The organism is Streptococcus sp. 4094, from assembly GCF_013277125.1.
Lineage (GTDB): Bacteria > Bacillota > Bacilli > Lactobacillales > Streptococcaceae > Streptococcus.
The window spans coordinates 16,502-42,426 of sequence record NZ_VMMI01000008.1 but is presented as its reverse complement, the minus strand read 5'-3'; the positions used below and the strand labels follow the sequence as shown (position 1 = coordinate 42,426).

General features: G+C 39.9%; 22 protein-coding genes, 1 pseudogene and 1 riboswitch. Of the genes and pseudogenes, 6 read left to right on the top strand and 17 right to left on the bottom strand.

Annotation, left to right across the window (positions count from 1 at the left end; genetic code table 11):
- Nucleotides 1-70 precede the first annotated feature (70 nt).
- The 11 genes and pseudogenes from galE to HT721_RS01875 form a co-directional block, all read right to left on the bottom strand.
- Nucleotides 71-1,081 carry a UDP-glucose 4-epimerase GalE gene (gene galE / locus HT721_RS01925; RefSeq protein ID WP_000996560.1) on the bottom strand — a complete coding sequence of 337 codons (1,011 nt, stop codon included), beginning with the start codon at nucleotides 1,079-1,081 and terminating at the stop codon, nucleotides 71-73.
- Between the two features lie 12 nt (nucleotides 1,082-1,093).
- Nucleotides 1,094-2,569, bottom strand: a complete 1,476-nt coding sequence (galT, locus tag HT721_RS01920) for a UDP-glucose--hexose-1-phosphate uridylyltransferase (protein ID WP_173213115.1) — start codon at nucleotides 2,567-2,569, stop codon at nucleotides 1,094-1,096.
- A 12-nt stretch (nucleotides 2,570-2,581) separates the two neighbouring features.
- A complete protein-coding gene (locus tag HT721_RS01915) occupies nucleotides 2,582-3,223 on the bottom strand; it encodes a phosphate uptake regulator PhoU (protein ID WP_173213117.1) in 642 nt (213 codons plus the stop codon).
- A gap of 57 nt (nucleotides 3,224-3,280) precedes the next feature.
- On the bottom strand, nucleotides 3,281-4,027 hold the full coding sequence (locus tag HT721_RS01910) for a protein phosphatase 2C domain-containing protein (protein ID WP_173213119.1): 747 nt from the start codon (nucleotides 4,025-4,027) through the stop codon (nucleotides 3,281-3,283).
- Nucleotides 4,011-6,103 (bottom strand): annotated as a pseudogene (locus HT721_RS01905) (glycosyl hydrolase family 28-related protein). Before HT721_RS01905 ends, HT721_RS01910 begins: the two are co-directional and overlap by 17 nt.
- A 920-nt stretch (nucleotides 6,104-7,023) precedes the next feature.
- Nucleotides 7,024-8,250 (bottom strand): DegT/DnrJ/EryC1/StrS aminotransferase family protein, encoded by a 1,227-nt coding sequence (locus HT721_RS01900; RefSeq protein ID WP_173228779.1) that lies wholly within the window; start codon nucleotides 8,248-8,250, stop codon nucleotides 7,024-7,026.
- A 42-nt stretch (nucleotides 8,251-8,292) separates the two neighbouring features.
- Nucleotides 8,293-8,985 (bottom strand): sugar transferase, encoded by a 693-nt coding sequence (locus tag HT721_RS01895; protein WP_061087659.1) that lies wholly within the window; start codon nucleotides 8,983-8,985, stop codon nucleotides 8,293-8,295.
- 130 nt (nucleotides 8,986-9,115) lie between these two features.
- Complete coding sequence (locus tag HT721_RS01890; RefSeq protein WP_173213123.1) at nucleotides 9,116-10,858, bottom strand: ABC transporter ATP-binding protein; 1,743 nt, start codon at nucleotides 10,856-10,858, stop codon at nucleotides 9,116-9,118.
- Complete coding sequence (locus HT721_RS01885; protein ID WP_173213125.1) at nucleotides 10,848-12,593, bottom strand: ABC transporter transmembrane domain-containing protein; 1,746 nt, start codon at nucleotides 12,591-12,593, stop codon at nucleotides 10,848-10,850. The genes HT721_RS01890 and HT721_RS01885 overlap by 11 nt, the downstream gene beginning before the upstream one ends.
- A 54-nt stretch (nucleotides 12,594-12,647) precedes the next feature.
- On the bottom strand, nucleotides 12,648-13,283 hold the full coding sequence (locus HT721_RS01880; RefSeq protein WP_173213127.1) for a DUF421 domain-containing protein: 636 nt from the start codon (nucleotides 13,281-13,283) through the stop codon (nucleotides 12,648-12,650).
- Nucleotides 13,280-13,735, bottom strand: coding sequence for a DUF3290 family protein (locus HT721_RS01875; protein ID WP_173213129.1), 456 nt, complete (start codon nucleotides 13,733-13,735; stop codon nucleotides 13,280-13,282). Before HT721_RS01875 ends, HT721_RS01880 begins: the two co-directional genes overlap by 4 nt.
- Before the next feature lie 133 nt (nucleotides 13,736-13,868).
- Between HT721_RS01875 and HT721_RS01870 the strand changes: the two genes are divergently transcribed.
- From HT721_RS01870 to HT721_RS01855, 4 genes are all read left to right on the top strand, one after another.
- Nucleotides 13,869-14,696 (top strand): exodeoxyribonuclease III, encoded by an 828-nt coding sequence (locus HT721_RS01870; RefSeq protein WP_173213131.1) that lies wholly within the window; start codon nucleotides 13,869-13,871, stop codon nucleotides 14,694-14,696.
- 11 nt (nucleotides 14,697-14,707) lie between these two features.
- Nucleotides 14,708-15,094, top strand: a complete 387-nt coding sequence (locus HT721_RS01865; RefSeq protein WP_173213133.1) for a VOC family protein — start codon at nucleotides 14,708-14,710, stop codon at nucleotides 15,092-15,094.
- Nucleotides 15,095-15,327: 233 nt separating this feature from the next.
- Nucleotides 15,328-15,423: riboswitch (purine riboswitch) on the top strand.
- A gap of 324 nt (nucleotides 15,424-15,747) precedes the next feature.
- The gene (locus HT721_RS01860; RefSeq protein WP_000770411.1) at nucleotides 15,748-16,329 is read left to right on the top strand and encodes a xanthine phosphoribosyltransferase; all 582 of its coding nucleotides are present in this window, start codon (nucleotides 15,748-15,750) and stop codon (nucleotides 16,327-16,329) included.
- The gene (locus HT721_RS01855; protein WP_173213135.1) at nucleotides 16,329-17,591 is read left to right on the top strand and encodes a nucleobase:cation symporter-2 family protein; all 1,263 of its coding nucleotides are present in this window, start codon (nucleotides 16,329-16,331) and stop codon (nucleotides 17,589-17,591) included. The genes HT721_RS01860 and HT721_RS01855 overlap by 1 nt, the downstream gene beginning before the upstream one ends.
- 32 nt (nucleotides 17,592-17,623) lie before the next feature.
- Here the strand turns inward: HT721_RS01855 and HT721_RS01850 are convergent, their stop codons facing one another.
- The 3 genes from HT721_RS01850 to HT721_RS01840 all read right to left on the bottom strand — a co-directional run bounded on the left by HT721_RS01850 (nucleotide 17,624) and on the right by HT721_RS01840 (nucleotide 20,776).
- A complete protein-coding gene (locus tag HT721_RS01850) occupies nucleotides 17,624-18,028 on the bottom strand; it encodes a PaaI family thioesterase (RefSeq protein WP_173213137.1) in 405 nt (134 codons plus the stop codon).
- Nucleotides 18,029-18,097: 69 nt separating this feature from the next.
- Nucleotides 18,098-19,579, bottom strand: coding sequence for a UDP-glucose--hexose-1-phosphate uridylyltransferase (locus HT721_RS01845; protein ID WP_173213139.1), 1,482 nt, complete (start codon nucleotides 19,577-19,579; stop codon nucleotides 18,098-18,100).
- Between the two features lie 18 nt (nucleotides 19,580-19,597).
- Nucleotides 19,598-20,776 (bottom strand): galactokinase, encoded by a 1,179-nt coding sequence (locus tag HT721_RS01840; protein ID WP_173228777.1) that lies wholly within the window; start codon nucleotides 20,774-20,776, stop codon nucleotides 19,598-19,600.
- Between the two features lie 163 nt (nucleotides 20,777-20,939).
- Between HT721_RS01840 and galR the strand changes: the two genes are divergently transcribed.
- A complete protein-coding gene (gene galR, locus HT721_RS01835; RefSeq protein ID WP_173213143.1) occupies nucleotides 20,940-21,944 on the top strand; it encodes a DNA-binding transcriptional regulator GalR in 1,005 nt (334 codons plus the stop codon).
- A 61-nt stretch (nucleotides 21,945-22,005) separates the two neighbouring features.
- Here the strand turns inward: galR and HT721_RS01830 are convergent, their stop codons facing one another.
- Entirely contained in the window at nucleotides 22,006-22,863 is an 858-nt protein-coding gene (locus HT721_RS01830; RefSeq protein ID WP_173228775.1) for a cation diffusion facilitator family transporter, read from the bottom strand.
- Between the two features lie 132 nt (nucleotides 22,864-22,995).
- Between HT721_RS01830 and HT721_RS01825 the strand changes: the two genes are divergently transcribed.
- The gene (locus HT721_RS01825; RefSeq protein WP_173213147.1) at nucleotides 22,996-23,532 is read left to right on the top strand and encodes a TetR/AcrR family transcriptional regulator; all 537 of its coding nucleotides are present in this window, start codon (nucleotides 22,996-22,998) and stop codon (nucleotides 23,530-23,532) included.
- 149 nt (nucleotides 23,533-23,681) lie between these two features.
- Here HT721_RS01825 and HT721_RS01820 read toward each other — a convergent pair whose 3' ends face one another.
- Together HT721_RS01820 and HT721_RS01815 are read right to left on the bottom strand one after the other, a co-directional pair.
- A complete protein-coding gene (locus HT721_RS01820; RefSeq protein WP_173213149.1) occupies nucleotides 23,682-25,202 on the bottom strand; it encodes an ABC transporter permease/substrate-binding protein in 1,521 nt (506 codons plus the stop codon).
- A complete protein-coding gene (locus tag HT721_RS01815; RefSeq protein ID WP_049484633.1) occupies nucleotides 25,195-25,923 on the bottom strand; it encodes an ABC transporter ATP-binding protein in 729 nt (242 codons plus the stop codon). Before HT721_RS01815 ends, HT721_RS01820 begins: the two co-directional genes overlap by 8 nt.
- Between the last annotated feature and the right edge of the window lie 2 nt (nucleotides 25,924-25,925).

Sequence of the window (25,925 nt, the reverse complement as noted above, 5' to 3'; positions counted from 1 at the left end):
CATTAAATATGCATTTCATTAAAAGTTTAAGTAATTTTTCCAAAATACAGCACTCATATAGACAGTATCATCAATTATAGCCATTGGGATTTTTTGATTGCCAATTCCATGTATCTCTACACATGTCTTCAATCGATTTTGTTGTCCTCCAATTTAATTCCTTATATGCTTTGTCTGCATTTGCATAACAAGTTGCAACGTCTCCTGAACGTCTTGGAACTATTTTATAAGGAATAGGGATCTTATTAACACTTTCAAATGTATTTACAAGCTGTAATACACTAGTGCCTTCTCCCGAGCCTAGGTTATAGATATAAACATCTGTTTTTTCAGATACTTTTTCTAAAGCTTTTATATGTCCTATTGCTAAATCTACTACATGGATATAATCACGCACACCAGTACCATCAAGCGTATCATAATCATTTCCGAACACACTTAGCTCTGACAACTTACCTACCGCTACTTGTGCAATATAAGGCATCAAGTTGTTAGGAATTCCTGAGGGATCTTCCCCAATCAAACCAGACTCATGAGCACCAATTGGATTGAAATAACGAAGCAACGCAATACTCCATTCTGAATCTGCCACATGAACATCTTTTAAAATTTGCTCAAGCATTACTTTCGTATACCCATAAGGATTTGTAGCACTTGTTTGCATTGTCTCAATTAGAGGTGACTGATTGTTAATTCCATATACAGTCGCACTTGAAGAAAAGACAATCTTTTTAACATTAAATTCTGACATCACTTCAACAAGTGCCAATGTACTCATAATATTATTTTTGTAGTACATCACAGGCTTTTGCACGGATTCTCCGACAGCTTTATAACCTGCAAAATGAATTGCAGCATCAATCGATTCTTGTTCAAATACCTTTCTCAATGCTTGTTTATCACAAACATCTAATTCGTAAAACACGGGACGTATTCCTGTAATTGCTTCAATACGGTCTAGCACCAAGATGCTAGAGTTCGAAAGGTTGTCGACAATGATAACTTCCTTTCCTAAATTTAGTAATTCTACTACGGTATGGCTACCAATATAACCAGCTCCGCCTGTTACCAATATTGCCATTTGGGTTTCCTCCTAATTAATTCCAACCGACTTAACAAATCTCATAAACGCTTCATGCCCAGACGGTGTATTCTTATAAACTCCTGCATCTTCCAGAACTCTCGCAAACACTTGTCCTACTTCGTGTTGAACTACGCTATTAACCTCTTCTTTATTAATGCGAGGATATTTTTCTTTCAATTGGTCGGCCCATTCTAAATGATAATCCGCAATTGCGTTATCTTTTCCTAAAAGATATTTCTCAACTTCTTCTAACTCTGTTTTCAAACGAGGTGGTAAAATCGCAAGTCCCATCACTTCGATTAACCCAATATTTTCCTTTTTAATATGTTGTACATCTTGATGGGGATGGAAAACACCATCTGGGTATTGTTCAGTAGTATGATTATCTCTTAGAACAATATCTAATTCATATCTTCCGTCCACTTTACGAGCAATAGGAGTCACCGTATGGTGTGGGACATCTGCAGTCATTGCAATGATGTCTACTTCTAAATCTGAATATTCTCTCCACTTGTTTAGAATTTTAGTAGCTAAATCTAACAAGCGATTTTTATTTTCACTTTGTAACCTAATTACTGACATTGGCCATTTTACAATACCAGCATTAACATCCTCAAAGTCTTTAAAACGAAATTCACTCTCAAATTTTGCTTTTTCCATTGGGAAAATATGTTTCCCTCCCTGGTAGTGGTTATGACTAAGAATGGAGCCTCCTGAGATAGGAAGATCAGAATTTGAACCAGCAAAATATCCTGGCAAAATATCAACAATCTCCAATAATTGTTCAAATGTTTTAGAGGTAATAGCCATTGGTACATGTTGACTATTTAAAAATATCGCATGCTCATTAAAGTATAAGTAGGGAGAATACTGGAATCCCCATACTTCGTCACCAAGTTTCAATCGAATAATTCTATGATTCGAACGTGCTGGATAATTTATTCGCCCCTGATATCCTTCATTTTCCATACATAGTAAACATTTGGGATAATTAGTGGCTTTTACTAATTTTTCAGCAGCAATTGTTTTTGGATCTTTTTCGGGTTTTGACAAATTTATCGTAATCTCTAGCTCTCCGTATTTAGTTGATGCTCGAAACTCAATATTCTTAGCAATAGCAGAAGTTTTAATATAATCACTATCTTTACTTAACTTATAAAACTCTTCAACTGCTTCTTGAGGTGATATATCATATGAACTCCAAAAAATATCATTTAATCGACTAGGTAAAGGAACTATGAAATTCATTAACTCTGCTCCTAAACATTCCTTTTCCTCGATTAAATCTTTAATTTTACCGTTTTTTAAGGCGATTTCCACTAAGTAATCTTTTATTTGTTTCAGGTCATTTTCATCGGAAATGCGATCAGTCCCCTCCTCACCTATTAACGCTAGTACTCTATTTTTCACATATATTTTGTCAATTTCATTATACATTCCGTATTCAATTACTCTATCAACAAAATTATCAATAATTGTTTTCATATATTTTTCTTTCTAATTTATGTTCCCATATTTTCTATACATTATCCATTTATAAATTGCTTGCGTAGTATGAGCAATTTTATCAAGGTGATGAATAATATCCAAAGTACCAATTACTTCAGAAACATTCCCATCATCTTCAAATATATAATTCATTATTTTCTTTTCAATATTTATACTAAGCTCTTCTATCTCATTCTGTTTTTGTATAACAACCATATCTAAACATCCAGATTGTTCCTCTCTATAACAAGATATAGCCCTATTCATATGCAGTCCGATAACTTCATGAAGTATTTTTATTTCTGAAATAATTTTCTTCAAAATTTCATTATTTTGAATAATCTGTAGATTTTTTAAAATTTCAACAATTCTATCCCCAATACGTTCAATGTCAGTTGATATTTTTATTACACTAATAATTCTTCTTAAGTCATATGAAACGGGATGTTGTAAACAAATTAACTCATATCCTTTTTTATCAACATTTAGAACTGACTCATTTATGATTAAATCTTCTTTAATCAATTCTATTCGTTCTTCATTTGATAAATATTCAAATAACTTCTCATATTTATCAAGCACAGATACCCAAATGGTCTCTAAATTATTTGATAATTCTATAATTTCATTTTCTAAATATAACCTTAACATTTAGGTACCTCTTCTTAACAAAGTTCAATAGTAACAATTAATATTTTAAACAATATATCAAACATCAATAACTAGAATACTTGCATCATCCTTCTTTCCATAGATTGGATCAATAGCAGAAGAATTAAATCTCATCTTAATTAACTCTTCAAAAGTCTTATTTTGATTATTTTGATAGAATTCATAAAAGCCATCGCTCATTAAAACAATTTGTTTACTAGTAACATCTATTTGATTAATAATAGCATGGTCTAAAAATCTCTCATCCAACGAACCTATCCAGTACCCACTCGGTTGATTAGATAATTTTCTGATTTTTTGTAAAATAATTTTTTTATTTAAAGCACTATTTGTACCAATTGAATCTTTTATCTCATTTTTTCCTTTTTCAAATAAGTTATCTACTCTATGATCAGTTATTTCCATTTCGTTTACTAACATGACGCAGTCACCTAGCATCATATACTCCAACTTTTTTTCTGAAAGTTTAGCAAATATAAAAGCAAATGTTGGTAAGCGATAATACTCTGTTAATTCATATGAGTTTAAACCGATTTCATCTTTAACCTCGAGTAAAGCAGTTTCAAATATTTGTTTAAGAGTTTTTGATTCTTTACAATTAACCGACAAACTTTCTGATAAAATATGTACAACTTCTGAGACTGAATAACCTATCTCCTCTTTAGAATTATATAAATCTGTAGCTCCATCGATAATCCAAAAATACTGATTTTGTGAACCTACAGTATCCTCATTTTCTACAGAACTTCCTTGTATCGAACAAATTTTATTTATCTTTACCATAATACTTCAACCCTTTTAGTGTCAAAAGTAAACCAATTCCTGTCACTGTTAAGAATAGTTCCATAATCTTGTTCGAACCAGTCTTTGGTAATTTTTGTTTTACATCTACTATTTCTTTAGATTTATTAATATGATTTTCAGTTTCTCTGCCATCTCCAACTATTTTATAGTTTACTTCTTCTGTCTTATTATCTTGTTTATTGTCGCTCTTGTCATTCATTTGTCTATTATCTTTACTTGAGTTAAACTCTCCGTTCTTCTGGTTACTATCAATTACATTATTTGAATTAGATTGTTTGAATTAGATTGTTTTTCCTCTTTGTTTTTTTCTTTTTCGTTTTTATCACTTAAATTATTTGTTACAATTTTGTAAAGCCCATTCTCCGTTACAATATTGAAATTACCATCGCTATCACGTATAACAGGTTCTTTCCCATTTGCATTAGATTTGATGAATGATATATACTTACCGGATAAATTATAAAATTGGTTATTTAAAACGGTTATTTTACCCTTTGAATCCTCAATAACAATTCCTTCTTTACCACCGAATATACTATTCTCTGACACTACTAAATTATCACTAACTCGTAATAATTCAATATTTGGTTGTTCTGTTTCCTTAGAATTATTATTAATTACATTTTTTGTTACAGTAATATCTGATACTTTTCCTAAATATTCTGCACTATCTTTTGCAACTCGTATCGCTTTTGTTTTAGGATCGGCAATATTAAATATATTTTCGGCGATAACCACCTGTTTATTTAAATCTAATAGGTCTTTAGTGTTTTTATAGCTATAAGCATTTACTAAAGCTGCTCCGCTTTCTCGATAATGTACACTCTCTCCTTTAACTTTCTTATCAAAGCGATTTCCTTTGATTAATACATCAGTGAATCCTGTAAAACGTACACCTGCATACATCATGTTATCAAAATGATTATTTAAAATTTTAATATTAGAGGGGTTCTGTGTCGACAATGTTTGATAGTGTGTGCCAATTGCTGTTACTAATTCCCCAGATTTATCACTTTTGCCAAAATAGGAATTTTGAATAGTCACATTTTCAGATTTTTTCCCATCATCATTCAAGGCATAAGGAAAACCTTTTCTAGTTAATGGTTCAATCTGAATGCTCTCCTTACTTATGATTTGCCCATCCTTCATCGTTTTGGGTAAGGTTTGCCCAAGAAAACGAGAATTATCAACTAATACATTTTTCGAACCTGCAATTTGAATAGCATGCCCTTGATAACTATCCTTGAATGTTACATTTTTTATAGTTACGTTATTTGAATTCCCAATAGCAAATGCACCTGAAGAATTTATAAGTGGTAGATTTTTTGCTTTAGTTCCTTCTTCATTCAAAGCACCGTTCATATCAATAGTACCACCAGAATAACTAATATCTTCTGTTGGGTCCCATTCTACTTGCGCACCATCATCCGTAAATAAACCTGTCATAAAAACAATAGAAGGGTGATTCTTAATATTTATACCATTTAGAATGGTAGCTTTCTCATTCAATTCTAAGTGTGTATGACTTTTTAAAAAAACAATTTCTTTTACTAAATAAGTTCCTTCCGGAAAATATACATTTCCTCCACCTAGCCCTTGAGCTGCAGCATCTATTGCATCTTGAATTGCTTGACGATCATCATTAACCCCGTCACCTATTGCTCCATAATCTTTAACATTCAAAGCTACGTGTTCCTTCAGATTAGTACTTAAAATAGTATTCACTTCCATCCCAGAGATGTTACCCATCATAGTATCATTTGTTATATCAGGTTTATTTTGATTAATACTCACTCCTCCATTATTATCAGTACTTAAACTTGAATTGTTATCAAGACTGAGAGTATCAGGATGGGGTTCCGCAGATAATGATGTAGATGTGCTACTCAACAAAGAGTTCAATTGCATATTATCTTTAGACGAAGAAGTTTCACCAACTACTTCATTAGCTAAAACACTTTGTGTTCCAATAAATAAAACCGCTAAGAGAACTGAGCAAACTCCCACCTTAGACTTACGAATAGAGAAAACCTCATTTTGTTGAAAAGATTTCATATTAGCCTCCAATTAAAAATATTATGTCCTAATTTAATATTCATATAAATTCCATACCAGAAAATGACACCGCTGTCATTTTCTTTATAATATATTTTTAAATCAAAATTGTCAAGGAATAACACAATAAAATATCAAAATTGTGAAAGCGTGACCATTTATATATCTAACCATACTTCTAATAATTCTTTAACCTTCCATTCAAAAGTGATTACTATCTTTCTTAGCTTGAACATAAAAATATCCTATTCACTGTATTTAAAGCATGTTGACATCTCGTAAAATACTAATTTATAAATACAAGAACAAATATCTTGTCATGCAAGCATTCGCCAGGTATATTTACATGAATATCGTTCATATAGCGGATTGAAATCAAAACAATACAATATATTTCTTAAATAGATTTTCTATAAAAGCTAGATTCAAGCTCTATAAAAATAGACGCAGTTCTTCTAAAATACTGGAATAGGACATATAAATCATTGTAGACACGTGTTTTATAGATTATTTCAAAAGAATGACTAGAACATGAAAAATAGTCTCAAAACTTTGAACAATATTCTGAAAACAAAAAAGAAAGACGCGAGTTTCCACAACCTCATCGTGGAAACTCGCGTCTTTCAAAAAATAGGGTGAATTGAAAACTAGAACAAGACACTACATTTTCTAAATGATGCCTAATAAAAATTCTAAATGCTACACCAAATTGCTCACATCTCATTTCAAACCATACAGTATATTGAAACTATAAGAGTACACCTTTGCTTCTAAAATATTGCTAGAAATTAATTTGACTATCCTGATTGATTTGTCCTGTTTTTATTTCATTTTACTATAGGACTTTCAATTGAAAACAACAGTTTTACACTCAATTAGACTTTTTAGAAACAGAATCACTATTACTTGACTGTAGTTTGTCATTTTTTTGATGAAGCTAGTACTTTTTCAGAAACTGTTTTGAAAGTCTCAATGATATAGTCCACTTCTTCATCGCTTAATTTAGTGTGAAGCGGAAGCGTAATTTCATTTTCAAAGAAGGCATAGGCCTTAGGATAATTCGCCATATCAAAGCCAAGATTCTTATAGGCTGTCAAGAGCGGAAGCGGTTTGTAGTGTACATTACTTGCAATTCCTGCTTTGGCCAATTCTTGGATGATGAGGTTGCGTTCTTCTAAGCTCGCTCCTTCTACATGGGTGATGTAGAGGTGGCGTGAAGATTCGACAGTATCAGTCTTATGTGCCAATGGATGGATACGAGAACCTGAAAAACCACGATCATAGCGGTCCACTATCTCCTTACGACGTTCTAGTAAACCAGGGTAACGATCCAATTGTACCAAACCAAGTGACGCCATGATATCAGTCATATTGCACTTGTAGGCTGGTGTGACGATATCATATTCCCATGAGCCCAGTTGCATCTTGGCAAGAGCATCCTTAGTTTGCCCGTGAAGGGAAAGGATTTGGAATTCCTTGTACATCTCTTCGTCGTCAATCGCTGGATTGGCTTTCCAAGTTGCACTTCCTCCCTCAGCAGTTGTAAAATTCTTAACGGCATGGAATGAGAAGGATGTAAAGTCAGCGATAGAACCAGCCGGTTGCCCTTTATAAGTTGATCCCAAAGCATGGGCACTATCAGAAACAATCACGATACGGTTAAAGGCCTTTTGCCACTTGCTTGAAGCGGTAAAGAGGTCACGTTTTTTCTCCACGACTTGGAACAAACGGTCATAGTCGCAAACAATCCCCGCAAGCTCAACCGGAATGATCACCTTAGTCTTTTCAGTAATGGCTTGCTCAAGCAAGTCATAGTCCATCTCAAACGTATCTGCTTGGATATCCACCATGACAGGGGTCGCTCCTACGTGAGTAATGACACTACATGAAGCTGTATAGGTCATGGCTGGAACGACAACTTCATCACCAGGTCCAACTTCCAAGACGCGCAAAATCAACTCAAGCGCGGCAGTCGCAGAGTTGAGGCAGACGGTCTTAGGCGTCTGTGTGTATTGGGACAAGCGACGCTCCAGTTCTTTTGTCTTAGGACCTGTTGTGATCCAACCAGAACGCAGGGTATCCGCTACTTCAGCAATTTCTGCTTCCGTAATATCGGGTGGTGAAAATGGACTATTGTAATTTGGCATTGATTTGCTCCTTTTATCTGTACTCATTTTCTCATGACTACTTTATTTTAGCACTTCAAACACGGTTTGAAACATGATTTTGATGTCTCCAAGAAAACTAAACTCTCGGAGATAGGCGAGATTATAACGCATCTTTTCAGGGAGGACATGCTCCACATAGGCTTGGTCAACTGACAGGCCTTTCTCCGTCATTTGACTGATGATAGTATCCTCATCCTTGTAGTTGATGCTGGCTGGAGAGGTAATTCCTGCTGGCAAAAGCAAGGTCGCCATCATTTCAGGGCTATACTGCTCTGTATAGCGCGGAACTTCAGGTCGTGTACCGACAAAGGACATCTCACCTTTAAGGACATTTACCAACTGAGGTAGTTCGTCCAAACGGACACGGCGGATGAAATTTCCCACTTTGGTAATGCGGCTATCGTTAGCAGAAGTCACCAGACTTCCTTTTTTGTCTGCATCCGTTACCATGGTACGGAACTTCCAAATCTTGAACCGACGGTTATACTGGGTCACGCGCTCTTGCTTGTAAATCACTGGCCCCTTGCTATCCAATTTGATCCAAATGCTCAAGATGAGAAAGATGGGAGAGGTCAGAACCAGCAAGACCAAGGCCAAAACCCAGTCCAAACAACGCTTGAAAATCAGCGAACCCTTCCTTTTAGAGACAAGCTGGTAGTAAGACTCAACCTCGCTTGATTTCATTTCCACGGGCAAGTCTTCCCATTTCAGCATGCTGTTTCTCCTTTGTTTTTATTATACTATTTGTCAACATTTTTCATTATACCACAAAATGGAAAAGGCGGTGAAAGAAATCTGTAATTTGAAGAATTTCCTTCTTATATTCAATGAAAATCAAAGATTATTAGGACATGGCTCCCGCTTGCAAACTATACATCTTGTGATAGGTTCCTCCCAGAGCCAAGAGTTCCTCATGAGTGCCACTCTCGATAATGCGCCCCTTGTCCAAAACATAGATACAGTTGGCATCTTGTATGGTCGAAAGGCGGTGAGCGATGGCAATGGTTGTTCGTCCCTGTCTCATCTTAGCCAGAGAAGCTTGAACCAAACTTTCTGTTTCAGAGTCAATATTGGCTGTCGCTTCATCCAAAATCAAGATTTTAGGCTGACTGGCGACTGTTCTAGCAAAGGCAAGAAGCTGGCGCTGTCCAGTTGAAAAACTCGAACCACGCTCGGAAACAGGGGAATCATATCCCTGAGGAAGTTCTTGAATAAAGGAATCTGCATCCACGAAGGCTGCCGCAGCCTGGATCTGCTCATCACTGATTTCTTGGTACATAGCGATATTGGACTTAATGGTCCCATGATAGAGGAAGGGATCCTGCAAGACCAGACCGATGTTTTTTCTCAACTCTTCCTGACTGTAATGCCTGATATCCACATCATCCAAGAGAACTCGCCCTGACTGGAATTCATAAAAGCGCATGAGAACATTGATAATAGACGATTTCCCAGAACCTGTGTGACCCACAAAAGCAATGGTCTCACCCTTGTTAACAGAGAAGGAAATATCATCCAGAATCGGATGTTTGCCATCATAAGAGAAACATGCATGTTCAAAACGGATATTGCCTTCTTTGACTTTAGTCTGCCCATCTTCTTGAAGGGGCTCATAGGTCCTCTCGTCTATCAGGGCAAAGACACGACCTGCAGAAACCATGGACGTTTGTAGAGTTGAAAAGTTTTGCGTTACTTCAATCAAGGGGTCAAAAAGGCGGTTGATGTACTGGATAAAGGCATACATAGTCCCGGCAGTTATTCCCAGATAAAGTCCACGATAGCCAAAATAGGCCATTAGAACTGCATAGCCTAGAAGTTTCAGCAAACTCATGGCAGGACGCAAAAAGAGGGCATCCAAGGCTACAGAACGGTTGGCATAGACCAAGTGTTCTTGGTTGATTTCATCAAATTCCACCTGCAGACGCTTCTCTTGATTAAAGTCCTGGATAATCCTGATTCCTTCGATATTTTCTGCCAGCTTACTATTGATATCTGACAAGAGACTTCTGGTTTTCTCAATGATTTTCACTGATTTTTTCCGATAGAGATTGACCAAAAGGAAAATCAAGGGGAGAAAGAGCAAGACTAATGCTGTCAAACGAAAATCCAGAACCAACATGGTATAAAGAGTTGTCAGAAAGATGAAAACTGCTGAGATAAAGCTAGATAAAATCCCCGAAAACATATCACTGATAGTCTCGGTGTCATTTGTCAAACGAGAGACGATAGAGCCTGCTGGCGTCTTGTCAAAATAAGACATGCCCAGCTTCTCCATATTGGCAAAGGCATCGCGACGAATATCTCTAACAATACTGTAAGACACGCGCGCAAAGAGAAGATTGCCGACATACTGGACCACAGTTTGTAGGATATAAAGGCCATAGTAGGCCAGCAAAACGGTCACAGCGAGTTGGTTGAGATTGCTGAGATACTGGTCGATAAAGTGGGAAGCCACAAGGGGAATGACACTTTTAATGACCGTCGTCGCTAGGAGAAAACCGAGTGCCAAAAAGGTCAGGAGTCCATAAGGCTTGAGATAGGACATCAAGCGCTTCAATACAGTCCATTGTTCTTTCTTATTCTGCATCTTCTTCTCCCTTCATTTCCAACTGCTGAGACTGGTAGGTTTGGGCATACCAGCCATCCAAAGCTAGCAAGTCTTCGTGCGTGCCTCGTTCGATAATTTGACCATTTTGCAGGACTAAAATCAAATCTGCATGGACAACCGCACTGAGGCGATGGGCAGTGATAATGGTTGTTTTGTCCTGACGCGTTTCCTTAAGATTGTCGATAATGGCATATTCTGTCTTGGCATCCACGGCTGACAAAGAATCATCCAAAATCAAGATATCAGGGTCTAAAATCATAGCCCGACTCATAGCCAGACGCTGCTTTTGACCTCCAGAAAGACTGACTCCCTTTTCACCAATCAACGTATCAAATCCCTGAGGCATGGCTACAATGTCTTGGTAGACTTGGGCTAGTTTAGTGGCTTCCTCGACTGCTGCAAGCGACAAATTAGGATTACCAAAACGGATATTGTCTAAGATCGAAGTCGCAAAGAGGAACTGGTCCTGAGGGACATAGCCCATGAGACTGCGAAGGTCTGTCAGACGATAGTCACGAATATCGTGACCGTTTAGATAAATGGCTCCCTTATCCACATCGTATTCACGCAAGAGCAGTTTGATTAGAGACGTTTTTCCAGAACCTGTCTGACCAACCAAGCCCAGAGTTTGCCCTTTTTCCAAACTAAAGTGAATATCCGTTAGTGTTTCCTCATTTTCAAAGGCAAAGCTGTCAATAGAGTACTCCAAACGCCCATTTTCAATACTGTCTAGAGGAAACTCAGGGTCTTGTACAGGTGATTCCTGAGACAAAAGATTTTCAATCCGCTGGTAAGAAACCTTCCCTCGCTGAGTAATATTAAAGAGGAAGCCGATGGCCATAAGAGGCCAAACTAGCATATCCAAGTAGCTGATAAAGGTAACTAGATTCCCAACCGTGATTTGCCCTTTCTGAACCATCAAGGAGCCGACCAAAAGCGTTAAGACATAGGATGAACCAACAAATAAGAGAACCATAGGGTCAAAGAGACTATCGTATTTCATGGTTTGCAGGTTCTTTTGGAAGGTCAATTCATTGACTGCCTGAAAGGACTTCAACTCGTCCGCCTGGTAACCGAAAGACTTGGTCACTTTAATACCTGATACGGACTCCTGCACCTTGTTATTGAGTTCAGAGAAAGCAGCTTGCGATTCGCCAAAGGCCTTGTGGGTCTTTCTCCCTAAACGACTGGTCGCATAAGCCATGAAAGGCAGGGGCAGAATGGCAACCAAGGTCATCTGCCATGAAATGCTAAAGAGCATGGTCAACAAGGTCACCAAGGCCGTGATAGAAGCATCAACAGCAGACATAACACCGCCTCCTGCCAGACGAGTCAAGGCATTGATATCGTTGGTTGCGTGTGCCATCAGGTCCCCCGTCCTATAGGTTTGATAAAAGGCTGGAGACATTTTTGTGAAATGCTCAAATAAGCGAGAGCGCATAATCTGTCCCAAACGGTAGGAAGTCCCAAGGATATACATGCGCCAAACATAGCGTAGATAGTACATACCCAAAGCTGCAAGAAGCAGATAAAGGAGGTTCAAAAGCAAGTCCTGCTGGCTTAATTGCCCCGAAGTGATGGCATCAATGACCCGCCCCATAACCATGGGGGGAATGAGATTGAGGACGGAAACCAAGACCAGGGCCACAATCCCGACTAAATAACGGCGTTTTTCTAACTTGAAAAACCACCAAAGTTTTTGAATAATGGACATAAAATCCCTTTCTGATTGCAAATGGAAACCTGAGGCCAAAACCCCAGGTTTTTCTTATTCATAGGTTACGACTGTAACAGCACCCTTGTCATACTCAGCGATAAAGATGTTGGCTACATTGCCATGCCCTTGCTTGCTGAGGTTATCAAGCAGCCACTCTTCGCTACGGCCAATCGATTCCAAAACATCAACTTGAATCACACCGTCAGTCACAACTGGATACTTAGGATTTTCATCTCCCATTTGGACCACGATGAGTTGACCATTTTGCTCCTGCACAGCTCGTTTAACCTGCTTCATTTGGAAAATTCCTTGGCTACGAAGTTTGAGGGCTACATCCGCTGCAGACAAGCCAACTGAACGACAGGCTTCTGGGTCAATCTTCCCATTTTTGATGAGGAGAGTCGGTTTCCCATCAATCAAGCGTTTGACAAAACGAACATTGTTATTGAGCCACTTGAGGGTCAAGACCAAAATCGTCCACATCATCAAAATCACTGCGTACTGCAGAATACTAATTGAACTATTGTAAATCACCCCACCGATGATACCACCAAGAACATAGTTCTGAATTTGGTCTGTCGCAGAGTTAGGTGCTAGGTTCCCCTTTCCTGTCACATTGATCACGAAAACCAGCGAGAAAAGACCCAAGGCCAGTTTGATTAAAATTTCCATATAATTGAGTGTCATTTGTTTACCTCCACCAATTCAATAGCATCTATTTGATGCAATTCTAATTTCTCTAAAAGATACTTGTCTGGTTGGCTCCCGTTCATAGCGCGGTAGAAATTTGGACCTACCTTGACAAGCGCTCCATCAGTGGCAGCTGAAGTATTGACGTAAACTTCTGATTTATCCACTCCCAAGTCTTTGGAAACAACCTCTATGAAATGAAGGGAGGTTTGAAATTGATTGTTAGAGGCTTGATTGGTCTGGTATTTTGAAATTGTCACCAAAAGCATGGCCACTAAAGTCAGGGCTAAAATCATGACCAATTCCCGAAACTTAGTCCCCTTTTTATCACGATAGGCCTTAAAAGCAAAAAATCCTGTGATAGCTAGGAGAACAATCCCAAAGCCAATCATGATGCCATTTTGCTGACTGATTTGGCTAAGCACATAGTCATATGAGTAAAATTTCATTTATTTTCACTCCCTTTCATAAAATCATTCTTTATTATAAACGAAAGAGGGTGATTTTTCAAACCATACGTTGGGGAAATAGACCTTTTTCTGGTATAATAAAATCTATAATCTGAATGAAAAAGGTAACTTTATGAAACTTATCTCATGGAATATTGATTCCCTCAATGCTGCCCTAACGAGTGACTCAGCTCGTGCCAAATTGTCCCAAGAAGTCCTACAAACCTTGGTCGCTGAAAATGCTGATATTATCGCTATCCAAGAAACCAAGCTTTCTGCCAAGGGCCCTACAAAGAAACACCTAGAAATTTTAGAAGAACTCTTCCCAGGCTACGAAAACACGTGGCGCTCTTCCCAAGAACCTGCCCGTAAAGGCTATGCTGGAACCATGTTCCTTTATAAGAAAGAACTTACGCCTACTATCAGCTTCCCAGAAATCGGTGCTCCGTCTACCATGGACTTGGAAGGCCGTATCATCACTCTAGAATTTGATGAATTTTTCGTAACCCAAGTTTACACACCAAATGCTGGCGATGGCCTCAAACGCTTGGAAGAACGTCAAGTCTGGGATGTCAAATATGCGGAATACTTGGCTGAACTAGACAAAGAAAAACCAGTCCTTGCGACCGGTGACTACAACGTAGCCCACAATGAAATCGACCTTGCAAATCCTGCCAGCAACCGCCGTTCACCAGGATTTACCGACGAGGAACGTGCTGGATTTACCAACCTTTTGGCAACAGGATTTACCGATACTTTCCGTCATGTTCACGGCGATGTTCCAGAACGCTACACTTGGTGGGCACAACGCAGCAAGACTTCTAAAATCAACAATACAGGCTGGAGAATCGACTACTGGCTGACAAGTAACCGCATCTCTGACAAGGTGACAAAGTCTGACATGATTGACTCAGGAGCTCGTCAAGACCATACACCCATTGTCTTGGAGATTGAACTCTAAGGAGAAAACGAATGGACTATCAAGCTGTCATTCCTGAATTTGTAGTATCTGACATCGAAAAATCACGCCACTTCTACTGCGACCTGCTAGGATTCTCTGTCGAATACGATCGTCCAGAGGAGAAATTTCTCTTCCTCTCGCTTGAAGACTGCCAACTTATGCTAGAAGAAGGCAGCGCAGAAGAATTAGCTCAGCTGACCTATCCTTTCGGGCGCGGTGTCAATATTTCCTTTGGCATTGCAGATGTTCCTCAGCTCCACCAAAAACTGCTGGAAGCTGACTATCCTATCCATCGTCCCCTGACAAAAAGAGAATTTCGAGTAGGAGATAGCTTTATATATCCCCATGAATTTGCGATTTTGGATCCAGATGGCTATTTTTTAAGATTTAGCGAGTAGAATAATAAAGATTGGGAAAACGTCTTTAAAGTTAGAAAAAGGCATATTGGCAGATCTTGAAAAATCTTGATAATATGCCTTTTATGATGGAAAAACCTTCTAAAGGTTAGCTAATAAGTTAACTTTTGCCCATTTTTATTATATTCGTTCGCTTTTTAAACCAAAACACTAACAAAACAGTTGATTTCTAAAGTTATTTAGTGTAAAATAAAAACATTGGCACAAGCCTATTTTAAATTAAATATCATTTTACTTGTTTATGTCGTGAATTGGCACGACGTTTCTACAAGGTGCCGGAACACCTAACAATAAGTAAGTCAGAGTGAGGTATGGCGTTTTTGCCATGCCTATTTTGGGGATTTGCTTAGAGATTAAGTAGGTCTTTTTTGAATATTTTTAATATTTCCCTTAATTAGTGCGGACGGGAGCAACTTCCTTCGGAATTTCATCCCTAATTTTTGAGCCAAAAGTCTCAAAAATCCCGTCATAGACAATAACAAGATTATTGTCTATGATACCACTACAACGGGAAATATTTGATAAGACTCGCTTCGCTCGTAATAGTTTTATCAAATATATAGTACTAGCAAAAGGGATCACTATAGAAACATTTAAACAACAAGTAAATTGTCTTTTAGACTTTAGGAGGTCTTATGAAATTATTAGAAGAGCGCATCCTCAAGGATGGGCATATCTTGGGTGATAACATCCTCAAGGTGGATTCCTTTTTAACCCACCAAGTTGACTTTAGCTTGATGCGAGAGATTGGTAAGGTTTTTGCGGAAAAATTTGCTTCTGCTGGTATTACCAAAGTCGTGACCATTGAAGCGTCGGGTATTGCCCCAGCCATTTTTACAGCTGAAGCCTTAAACGTTCCCATGATTTTCGCTAAAAAAGCTAAAAACATCACTATGAACGAAGGAATCTTAACTGCCGAAGTTTACTCCTTTACCAAGCAGGTAACCAGCACCGTTTCTATCGCTGGAAAATTCCTCTCACCAGAGGACAAGGTCTTGATTATCGACGATTTCCTTGCTAATGGCCAAGCTGCCAAAGGCTTGATTCAAATCATCGAACAAGCTGGTGCCACAGTCGAAGCTATCGGTATTGTGATTGAAAAATCCTTCCAAGATGGCCGTGATTTGCTTGAAAAAGCAGGCTACCCTGTTCTATCACTCGCTCGTTTGGATCGTTTTGAAAATGGTCAAGTCGTATTTAAGGAGGCAGATCTCTAATGCAAACTCAAGAAAAACATTCACAAGCAGCCGTTCTTGGCTTGCAGCACTTACTAGCCATGTACTCAGGATCTATCCTGGTTCCCATCATGATTGCGACAGCCCTTGGCTATTCAACTGAGCAATTGACCTACCTGATTTCTACAGATATCTTCATGTGTGGGGTGGCAACTTTCCTCCAACTCCAACTCAACAAATACTTTGGTATTGGACTCCCAGTCGTTCTCGGAGTTGCCTTCCAATCAGTCGCTCCCTTGATTATGATTGGACAAAGCCATGGTAGTGGCGCTATGTTTGGTGCCCTTATCGCATCAGGGATTTACGTTGTTCTTGTTTCAGGCATCTTCTCAAAAGTGGCCAATCTCTTCCCATCTATCGTAACAGGATCTGTTATTACTACGATTGGTTTAACCTTGATTCCTGTCGCTATTGGAAATATGGGAAATAACGTTCCAGAGCCAACTGGTCAAAGTCTCTTGCTTGCAGCTATTACTGTTTTGATTATCCTCTTGATTAACATCTTTACCAAAGGATTTATCAAGTCTATCTCTATTTTGATTGGTCTGGTTGTTGGAACTGCCATTGCTGCTACCATGGGCTTGGTTGACTTCTCTCCTGTTGCGGCAGCACCACTTGTCCATGTCCCAACTCCACTCTACTTTGGGATGCCAACCTTTGAAATCTCATCGATTGTCATGATGTGTATCATCGCAACGGTGTCTATGGTTGAATCGACTGGTGTTTACCTAGCCTTGTCTGATATCACGAAAGACCCAATCGACAGCACCCGCCTTCGCAACGGTTACCGCGCAGAAGGTTTGGCCGTACTTCTCGGAGGAATCTTTAACACCTTCCCTTACACAGGATTTTCACAAAACGTTGGTTTGGTAAAATTATCAGGCATTAAGACTCGCCTGCCAATCTACTACGCAGCTGGTTTCCTGGTTCTCCTTGGACTCCTTCCTAAGTTTGGTGCCCTTGCCCAAATAATTCCAAGCCCTGTCCTTGGTGGTGCCATGCTGGTGATGTTTGGTTTTGTATCGATTCAAGGGATGCAAATCCTCGCCCGTGTTGACTTTGCTAACAATGAACACAACTTCCTTATCGCAGCAGTCTCCATCGCTGCAGGTGTCGGACTCAACAATAGTAATCTCTTTGTCAGCATGCCGACAGCCTTCCAAATGTTCTTCTCAAACGGAATCGTCGTAGCTAGCCTACTCGCCATTGTCCTCAATGCCGTATTAAATCATAAAAAGAAATAAGAAAAAGAGGTGCGAGCCTCTTTTTTAGTTATCTATATTCGTACCTGTCTGTCTTCTGACCGCTGGCCTGTGACAAACATGGTAAAGGTTGCTTTGCAGACATTTCTGCCCTCTTGATTGGTGATATCGACATCCACGACACAGGTTGTGCGACCTTGATGGACACATTCTCCTTTAATGGTCAATACATCGTCAAGTTTTCCTGCCTTAAGGTAGTTGATAGAGGATTGGAGTGTCACCCCATCAATCCCCAGAGATATGACCACCAAACCGCTGATCTGGTCACAAAGGGTAAAGAGATAGCCACCATGGGCATTGCCATAGTAGTTGAGCGACGAGTCCACTACTTTGGTCGTCACCACAACGTGACCATCTCTCATTTGTTCAATTTCGTAATTTTCAAAGGCAGATATAGCGTCAAAATGAAAATCTTTCATCGTTTCCTCCTGATATTTCAAACGACACTATGATACTACTTTTTATAGGACTGTGCAAGGAGAAAACTCCTAGTCTGGCAAAATTCCGACCTGTTCTACAAAGCACATAAAGGCTGCCTGTCCCTGCTCCGTCTGCTTGTAAACTCCAGCGTCCTCCAGAACACGCGCAAAGATAGCACCAACAGAGTCCTTGACGATTTTAAGGGTTTTTTCTTTATCTGTTAGGTCTGGATATTGAGCTCTAAGTTGGTCTGCCCATTCCTGATGATAATCAGCAACTGTAACAGCTTCTCCTACAAGATAGCTAGCGACTTGCTCCACTTCTTCTTTCAGACGTGGTGGCAAGATTGCCAAGCCCATGACCTCAATCAAGCCGATATTTTCCTTCTTGATATGTTGGACATCCTTGTGGGGATGATAAATACCATCAGGATGTTCTGCAGAAGTCTGATTGTCCCGCAAGACCAAGTCCAACTCAAACTGTCCATCGCGTTTGCGGGCAATGGGTGTAATGGTATGATGCGGTATCCCGTCTGTCTCTGCCAAAATCTGCACTGCAGAATCTGAATACTGACGCCATTCTCGCAAAATCTTATCAGCCAAGTTGATCAATTCCTCTTTGGAAGCCGAAGTCAAACGCAACACTGACATGGGCCACTTGACAATCCCAGCCTTGACCTGTTCAAAACCAGTAAAAGAGAAAGTCTTGTGCAAGGGAGCCAATTCCATAGGAAAAACATGTCTCCCCCCCTGATAGTGGTCATGAGTCAGAATAGAGCCACCCACAATCGGCAGGTCGGCATTAGAGCCAGCAAAATATCCTGGAAACTGCTCTACGATAGCCAACAAACGCTCAAAACTCTGACGACTAATGACCATGGGACGATGCTGGCTATCTAAAAAGATACAGTGCTCATTAAAATAAGCATAGGGCGAATACTGGAAACCCCACTCCTGATCCGCAATTTCAAAGCGGATAATACGGTGGTTGCTACGGGCTGGGTGGTTGACCCGACCATGGTATCCCTCATTCTCTAGACAAAGCTGACACTGAGGATAATTACTAGCTCGCACCAACTTGGCTGCCGCAATCTCTTTCGGATCCTTTTCAGGCTTAGAGAGGTTGATGGTAATTTCAAGTTCACCGTAATCAGATGGAACACGATAAGCAATATTTTTAGCAATGGCCTTGAGTTTGATGTAGTCATTTTTCTGGCTAAGTTGGTAAAAATCCTCTATCGCTTGCTCAGGAGAGTGGGCATAGGTTTCCCAGAAGTCACTATTGACCTGACTTGGACAAGGGGTCACCAAATCCATCAGTTCAGCACCAAGGATTTCACGCGCAGTCTGACTATCTTCAATCGTCTCTAATCGAACGGCTTCCTCAACCAGCTGGTCCTTGAGGTCAATCAATTTATCCAGATTGGTCTCAACTTCCAAAACACCGTCTCCCACTCGTGCCAAGACACGATTGGTCAGGTAGATTCGATCCATTTCCTCAAATGAACTTTCAGAAATGACATGTGTTACAAATTTATCTACTAAGGTCACTATAGAGCCTCCTTTTGACTAGTCAAGGACGCGAGTGCCACCTGCAACTTCAGCGATATAGAAGCTTGGAGCGTAGCCAACTACTTCCTCGTAGTGTTTGCCTACAGTTTCCTTAAAGGCCTCAACAGCATCTTTTTGCACCAAGGCAATGGCACATCCGCCAAAACCTGCTCCTGTCATACGAGCACCGAGAACACCTTCTTGTGTCCAAGCTGTGTGAACAAGAGTATCCAATTCCAAACCAGTTACTTCATAGTCATGCTCTAGGGAAACGTGTGACGCATTCATCAAGCGACCAAATCTTTCCAAATCACCTGCTTGAAGGGCTGATTGAGCTTTAAGAGTACGTTGGTTTTCAAGCACAGCATGACGAGCACGTTTCAAACGATTTTCATCTTTAATCAGATAGCTATACTGGTCAAAGGCCCACTCGTCCAATTCACCCAAGGTCTGAATATCTAAGGCAACTTGCAATTCTTCCACTGCTTTTTCACACTCAGCACGACGTTCATTGTATTTAGAGTCCGCCAATTCACGGCGTTTATTGGTGTTCATAATAACAACAACATTGTCCTTCAAATCAAGTGGCACCAAGTCATACTCTAAAGTGTTAGTATCTAAGTAAATAGCACGTTGATCAGCCCCCATACCGATAGCAAATTGGTCCATAATGCCAGAGTTGACTCCGATAAAGTTGTTTTCTGTTTGTTTTCCGATTTTAACCAAATCGAGACGCTCTAATTTTAAATCAAAGAGATGCTCTGCCACTACCCCTGTCAAAAGTTCCAAGGATGCTGAAGAAGACAAACCAGCACCATTTGGGATATTCCCATAAACATAAAAATCAAAACCTTTGTCAATCACGTGCCCAGCTTCTTGCAAGAAATGAAGAACTCCTTTTGGATAATTGGTCCAATTATGCTCTTTTTCAAACTTGAGGTCAGCGAGAGGCACTTCGATAATGCCCTTGTCCTCAAAGTTAGCTGAGTAGAAACGCAAGACTTGGTCATCACGTTTGCGAGCAGCCCCATAAGTTCCTAAGGAAATGGCAGCAGGAAAAACGTGCCCACCGTTGTAGTCTGTGTGCTCACCAATCAAATTGATACGGCCTGGTGAAAAGAATGTTTGGTCTGCTTCTTGACCAAAAACAGCAAGAAAATCTTTACGAAGTGCTTCTGCAGTAAGATCTTGTGTCATATGATTTCTCCTTTTACTGTCCGTTAAGTTACCTTAACGTGTAATCGTTTTCTTCTATTGTATCCAAGGGATTTCCCAAGGTCAATCCTTTTTACTAAACTTTTACTAAACTATCAGTAAAATACAGAAAAATATGATATACTAATCTAATCAAGGAGGATTTATGGCTACCTTAAAAGATATTGCACAACTAGCTTCTGTCTCTATCGCGACCGTATCCCGTGTCCTAAACCGCGACCAGAGCCTATCTGTTACAGAAGAAACCAGACACCGTATTTTAACTGTTGCTGAAGAGTTGGGCTACACCAAGCACCTCAAGACAGGCGAGTCCCACAAGCCCAAGCAAAAGATTGCCATTATCCAATGGGTCAGCGAACAAGGGGAACTGGACGACCTCTACTACTACCAGATTCGCCTGGGTATTGAAAAAAGAGCCCAAGAGTTGGACTATGATATCTTACGCTATTTTAATGACCATCCTTTTACCCTGAGCGAAGAAGTGATTGGGATTCTTTGCATCGGAAAATTTAGCCGAGCTCAGATTTCTGCCTTTGAAGAATACCAAAAAACTCTTGTATTTTTAGACAGTGATACACTTTCCTTGGGGCATACCTGTATTATCACGGATTTTTACACTGCCATGAAACAGGTTGTCGATTATTTTCTCAGCCAAGGGTTGAATCGCATTGGGATTCTAACAGGTCTTGAAGAAACAACAGACCAAGAAGAAATCATTCAGGACAAGCGTCTGGAAAACTTTAAGAACTACAGTCAAACAAAAGGAATCTATCATGATGAACTGGTCTTTCAAGGAAGCTTTACTGCCCAGTCTGGCTATGACTTAATGAAAGAGGCCATTCAAAACTTGGGAGACCAACTCCCACCAGCATTTTTTGCAGCTAGCGATAGTTTAGCTATCGGTGCCCTCCGTGCCCTCCAAGAAGCTGGAATCAGCCTGCCAGACCGCGTCAGTCTTATTTCCTTTAACGATACTAGCCTGACCAAACAGGTCTATCCTCCCCTATCTAGCATCACGGTTTATACTGAAGAAATGGGCCGAGCAGGTATGGATATTCTTAACAAAGAAGTACTCCACGGTCGCAAAATTCCTAGCCTAACCATGCTGGGAACCAGACTGACATTGAGAGAGAGTACAAAGAATGATTAGGATTACAAAACGACCTCTAGCAAGGCTGTTTCTCTAATAATCTCTATGATTCCGCTCCAACTCACACCTTTCGCTTATGTGCTTGGTGACTTTCTAGGTCTGCATCAACTTCAATGGTAATATTTTGAAAGCCACAATCTTTGAGGAAAATTCGAATAGATTCTTTACAAGTTTCCATATGCTCCATCTCTTTTAAACAAACATGGACAATGGCATTTTTTTCCAAACCATCCATAGTCCAGAGATTAAGCTGATTGATACTAGCGACATGGTCCAATTCTGCTAAATCCGTCTTGATCTTCTGGATATCTACTCCTTCTGGCACTGCATCGAGGAATATCTTGAGCGTTCTCCAAAAACGTGGAAGGGCTTTTGACAGAATAAAGAAGGAAATAACAAGAGACAAGAGCGGATCCAAGATATACCAATCGGTAAATCGAAGAACAATGGCCATCAGGATGACAGTCACCCAACCCAAGGTATCTTCCAGAAAGTGCAGGCTGAGAATGGATTCGTTCTTGGTTTGTCCTTTGCGAATGACGAGACTCGCTAGCACATTGATAGTAATCGCAATAATTCCTAACCAGAGAATCCCCTCATCATTGACCGGTTGTGGATGAAAGATTTTCGCTATATTTTCCAAAATGACCAAAACGGACCCTGTCATAAGAATCACAGCCGTTACCATGGCCCCTAAAAGGCTAAAACGCTTGTAGCCCAAGGTATAGTGGCTGTCTTCTTCACGATTAGAGATTGTTTCTAAAAAGGCCGATATGCCAATGGCTATAGCATCTCCCAAGTCATGGACAGAATCAGCAAGAACAGCACTCGAACCAAAGATTCCTCCTGCGATAAACTCAACAATGGCATAGCTTAAATTTAAGAAAAAAGCTACCCAAACAGTATATTTTGCCTTCATCTTTCTCATTCCTTTGTTATAATAAATTTATGAACACCTTGTTCATTATCATTATCCACTAAAATTCAAAGAAAGGATAGAAGCAAAACGTCAGCTTTATTCAGTTCTGAACAATTTGCCTCAAGTGTCCATATGACTAACATTGACCGCCGTATCAGCAAAACCAAAAAAGCCATCTATCAAGCTTTTCTACAACTTTTGAACGATAAGGGGTACGAAGCCACTACAGTTCAGGATATCATTGATCTCGCAGATGTAGGACGTTCCACCTTTTACTGTCACTATGAGAGTAAGGAACTACTTCTGGACGAGCTTTGCCGCCACCTCTTCCATCACCTCTTTGAAAGAAAGCAATCCGTTTCTACCGTGGACTATCTCGCCCACCTCTTTCTGCATTTTCAGAAAAACCAAGACCATATCACCAGTCTGCTATTTTCCAAAAATGACTACTTCCTCCGTCAACTCCATAAAGAGCTAGAACACCATGTCTATTCCGTGATGGCTGATGATTTAAAAGAATCTCACCCGAGTCTGCCTACTTCTTACCTCCAACACTTAATCGTATCCAACTTTATCGAGACATTGACCTGGTGGCTCAAAAAAGGGCAAGATTTCACAGAACAGGAAGTTGTCCAATTTTATCTAGACCTTCTCATTCCTAAAAATTGAATACAGATTAAAGCTCGGTTGCCTTATTTCTAGGCTACTGAGTTTCTTATCTTTTCAATAATCAAAAAGCCCAGACGAAATTGTCTGAGCATTCTTTTATCTAGTCGTTTAAGGAAGTTGAGTTCAGTATGTTTAAAGTCTCTGCCCCATCATTTCTTCAACAAACCTTGTTCTTGTAGAAATTCCTTGGCTACTTGTTCTGCTGACTTGCCTTCAACACCGACTTGGTAGTTGAGCTGGCTCATCTGGTTTTCTGTAATTTTACCAGCCAATTTATTGAGAACTCTTTCCAACTCAGGATGTTTCTTGAGAAGAGCTTCTTTCATGAGTGGAGCCCCTTGATAAGGTGGGAAGAGTTGCTTGTCATCTTCCAAGACCTGTAAATCATAACGCGCCAATTCCGCATCAGTCGAATAGGCATCCGTAATTTGAATATCGCCTGACTGAATTGCCTGATAGCGAAGAGCTGGCTCCATGGTCGCTACATTGAGATTGAGACCATACATTGACTGCAAGCCCTTATTTCCATCTTCACGGTCATTAAACTCAAGGGTAAATCCAGCCTTCAACTGCCCTTCCACTTTTTTCAAGTCCGAAATGGTCTTCAAGCCATATTCTTGAGCAATCTTTTTTGGAACAGCTACAGCATAGGTATTTTGATAAGACATGGGTTTGAGATAGGCTAGATGATCCTGTTTGGCAATACCATCACGCGCCACATTATAAACCTGCTCTGGCTCATGACTCACTTTAGGTGATGGCTGAAGTAAACTTTCAGTCACCGTACCGGTAAATTCAGGATAGATGTCAATATCACCTTTTTTCAAAGCTTCATAGAGGAAACTTGTTTTCCCAAAATTCGGTTTAACAGTCGCAGTCATGCTGGTATTTTCTTCAATGAGGAGTTTATACATATTGGCCAAAATTTCTGGTTCTGGACCCAATTTCCCAGCAATGACCAAGTTTTCTTTCTCTTTTTGAGCCAAAAGAGCTGGACTATAAGACAGACCTAGCAATAAGGTCACCAAGGCAAAACCAGAAAAAATCGTCCGCAATTTTGCTTTTTCCATCACTTTTAGTAGGAAGTTAAAGGCAATGGCAAGCACTGCAGAAGAAAGTGCCCCAATCAAAATTAGACTGGCATTATTACGGTCAATTCCCAAAAGGATAAAGGAACCCAGTCCCCCTGCACCAATCAAGGCCGCCAAGGTTGCCGTACCGATAATCAAAACAGCTGCCGTCCGAATCCCAGACATGATAACCGGCATAGCAAGTGGAATTTCAAACTTCTTGAGACGCTCCCACCTGGTCATCCCAAAGGCAATCCCAGCCTCTTGTAGACTTGGATCAATTCCCTTGAGTCCAGTGATAGTATTTTGCAAAATCGGAAAGATCGCATAAATCACTAGAGCTGTCAAAGCCGGCAAGGTTCCAATTCCCATCAAGGGGATAAAGAGCCCCAGCAAGGCCAGAGACGGGATGGTCTGGAAAATCCCTGCAATCTGCAAGACCCAGTCGGCCAACTTCTCATGATAGCGAAGAGAAACAGCCAAGGGAATCGCGATAAAAATAGCTAGTAACAGGGTCAAAAGTGACAACTGCAAATGTTGAGATAGAGCTGTCAACCAATCACTAAAACGATCCTGAAAAGTTGTAATTAAATTAGTCATGAACACTACCTCCAAACAAGTCTGCTACAAAGTCTGTTGCAGGCGCTTTTAAAATTGTCTCGGGATTCGCCACCTGACGAATCTCTCCATCCTGCAAGACAGCAATACGGTCCGCCAATTTCAAGGCTTCATCCGTATCATGGGTTACAAAAATCGTTGTCATCCCAAACTCTTTATGCAATTCTTTAGTCAGAACCTGCAACTGTTTTCTCGAAATAGCATCCAAGGCTGAAAAAGGCTCATCCATGAGGAGAATCTTAGGCTGACCAATCATAGCTCGGACAATACCGACCCGTTGCTGTTCTCCACCAGATAATTCACTAGGTAAACGATGCCCATACTCGGCTACTGGTAAACCAACCTTAGCCAAAAGCTCTTCAGTTTTCTGAGCAATTTCTTCCTTAGTCCAGCCCTTCATTTCAGGAATCAGGGCAATATTTTCTGCAACCGTTAGATTGGGAAAGAGAGCAATGGCCTGTAAAACATAACCAGTAGACAGACGAAGTTCACGCTCATCATAATCTTTGATGCGCTTGCCATCCATGTAAATATTTCCATCAGTTGGTTCCAAGAGACGGTTAATCATCTTAATCATGGTCGTCTTACCTGAGCCAGATGGCCCTACTAAAACCATAAATTCCCCATTCTCAATCCGTAAATTAACATCTCTCAAGACATCTTTTTCTGTGTAACGTAAAGCTACATTTTTGTATTCAATCATTC

Bases quoted from the DNA above. Each gene is read 5' to 3' on its own strand.
- HT721_RS01860 (WP_000770411.1), top strand. From the start codon at position 15,748: ATGAAATTATTAGAAGAGCGCATCCTCAAGGATGGGCATATCTTGGGT.
- HT721_RS01855 (WP_173213135.1), top strand. From the start codon at position 16,329: ATGCAAACTCAAGAAAAACATTCACAAGCAGCCGTTCTTGGCTTGCAG.
- HT721_RS01815 (WP_049484633.1), bottom strand. From the start codon at position 25,923: ATGATTGAATACAAAAATGTAGCTTTACGTTACACAGAAAAAGATGTC.
- HT721_RS01865 (WP_173213133.1), top strand. From the start codon at position 14,708: ATGGACTATCAAGCTGTCATTCCTGAATTTGTAGTATCTGACATCGAA.
- galT (WP_173213115.1), bottom strand. From the start codon at position 2,569: ATGAAAACAATTATTGATAATTTTGTTGATAGAGTAATTGAATACGGA.
- galR (WP_173213143.1), top strand. From the start codon at position 20,940: ATGGCTACCTTAAAAGATATTGCACAACTAGCTTCTGTCTCTATCGCG.
- HT721_RS01910 (WP_173213119.1), bottom strand. From the start codon at position 4,027: ATGGTAAAGATAAATAAAATTTGTTCGATACAAGGAAGTTCTGTAGAA.
- galE (WP_000996560.1), bottom strand. From the start codon at position 1,081: ATGGCAATATTGGTAACAGGCGGAGCTGGTTATATTGGTAGCCATACC.
- HT721_RS01875 (WP_173213129.1), bottom strand. From the start codon at position 13,735: ATGAAATTTTACTCATATGACTATGTGCTTAGCCAAATCAGTCAGCAA.
- HT721_RS01915 (WP_173213117.1), bottom strand. From the start codon at position 3,223: ATGTTAAGGTTATATTTAGAAAATGAAATTATAGAATTATCAAATAAT.
- HT721_RS01840 (WP_173228777.1), bottom strand. From the start codon at position 20,776: ATGACACAAGATCTTACTGCAGAAGCACTTCGTAAAGATTTTCTTGCT.
- HT721_RS01890 (WP_173213123.1), bottom strand. From the start codon at position 10,858: ATGCAGAATAAGAAAGAACAATGGACTGTATTGAAGCGCTTGATGTCC.
- HT721_RS01830 (WP_173228775.1), bottom strand. From the start codon at position 22,863: ATGAAGGCAAAATATACTGTTTGGGTAGCTTTTTTCTTAAATTTAAGC.
- HT721_RS01880 (WP_173213127.1), bottom strand. From the start codon at position 13,283: ATGACACTCAATTATATGGAAATTTTAATCAAACTGGCCTTGGGTCTT.
- HT721_RS01825 (WP_173213147.1), top strand. From the start codon at position 22,996: ATGACTAACATTGACCGCCGTATCAGCAAAACCAAAAAAGCCATCTAT.
- HT721_RS01850 (WP_173213137.1), bottom strand. From the start codon at position 18,028: ATGAAAGATTTTCATTTTGACGCTATATCTGCCTTTGAAAATTACGAA.
- HT721_RS01895 (WP_061087659.1), bottom strand. From the start codon at position 8,985: ATGCTGAAATGGGAAGACTTGCCCGTGGAAATGAAATCAAGCGAGGTT.
- HT721_RS01870 (WP_173213131.1), top strand. From the start codon at position 13,869: ATGAAACTTATCTCATGGAATATTGATTCCCTCAATGCTGCCCTAACG.
- HT721_RS01820 (WP_173213149.1), bottom strand. From the start codon at position 25,202: ATGACTAATTTAATTACAACTTTTCAGGATCGTTTTAGTGATTGGTTG.
- HT721_RS01900 (WP_173228779.1), bottom strand. From the start codon at position 8,250: ATGCCAAATTACAATAGTCCATTTTCACCACCCGATATTACGGAAGCA.
- HT721_RS01885 (WP_173213125.1), bottom strand. From the start codon at position 12,593: ATGTCCATTATTCAAAAACTTTGGTGGTTTTTCAAGTTAGAAAAACGC.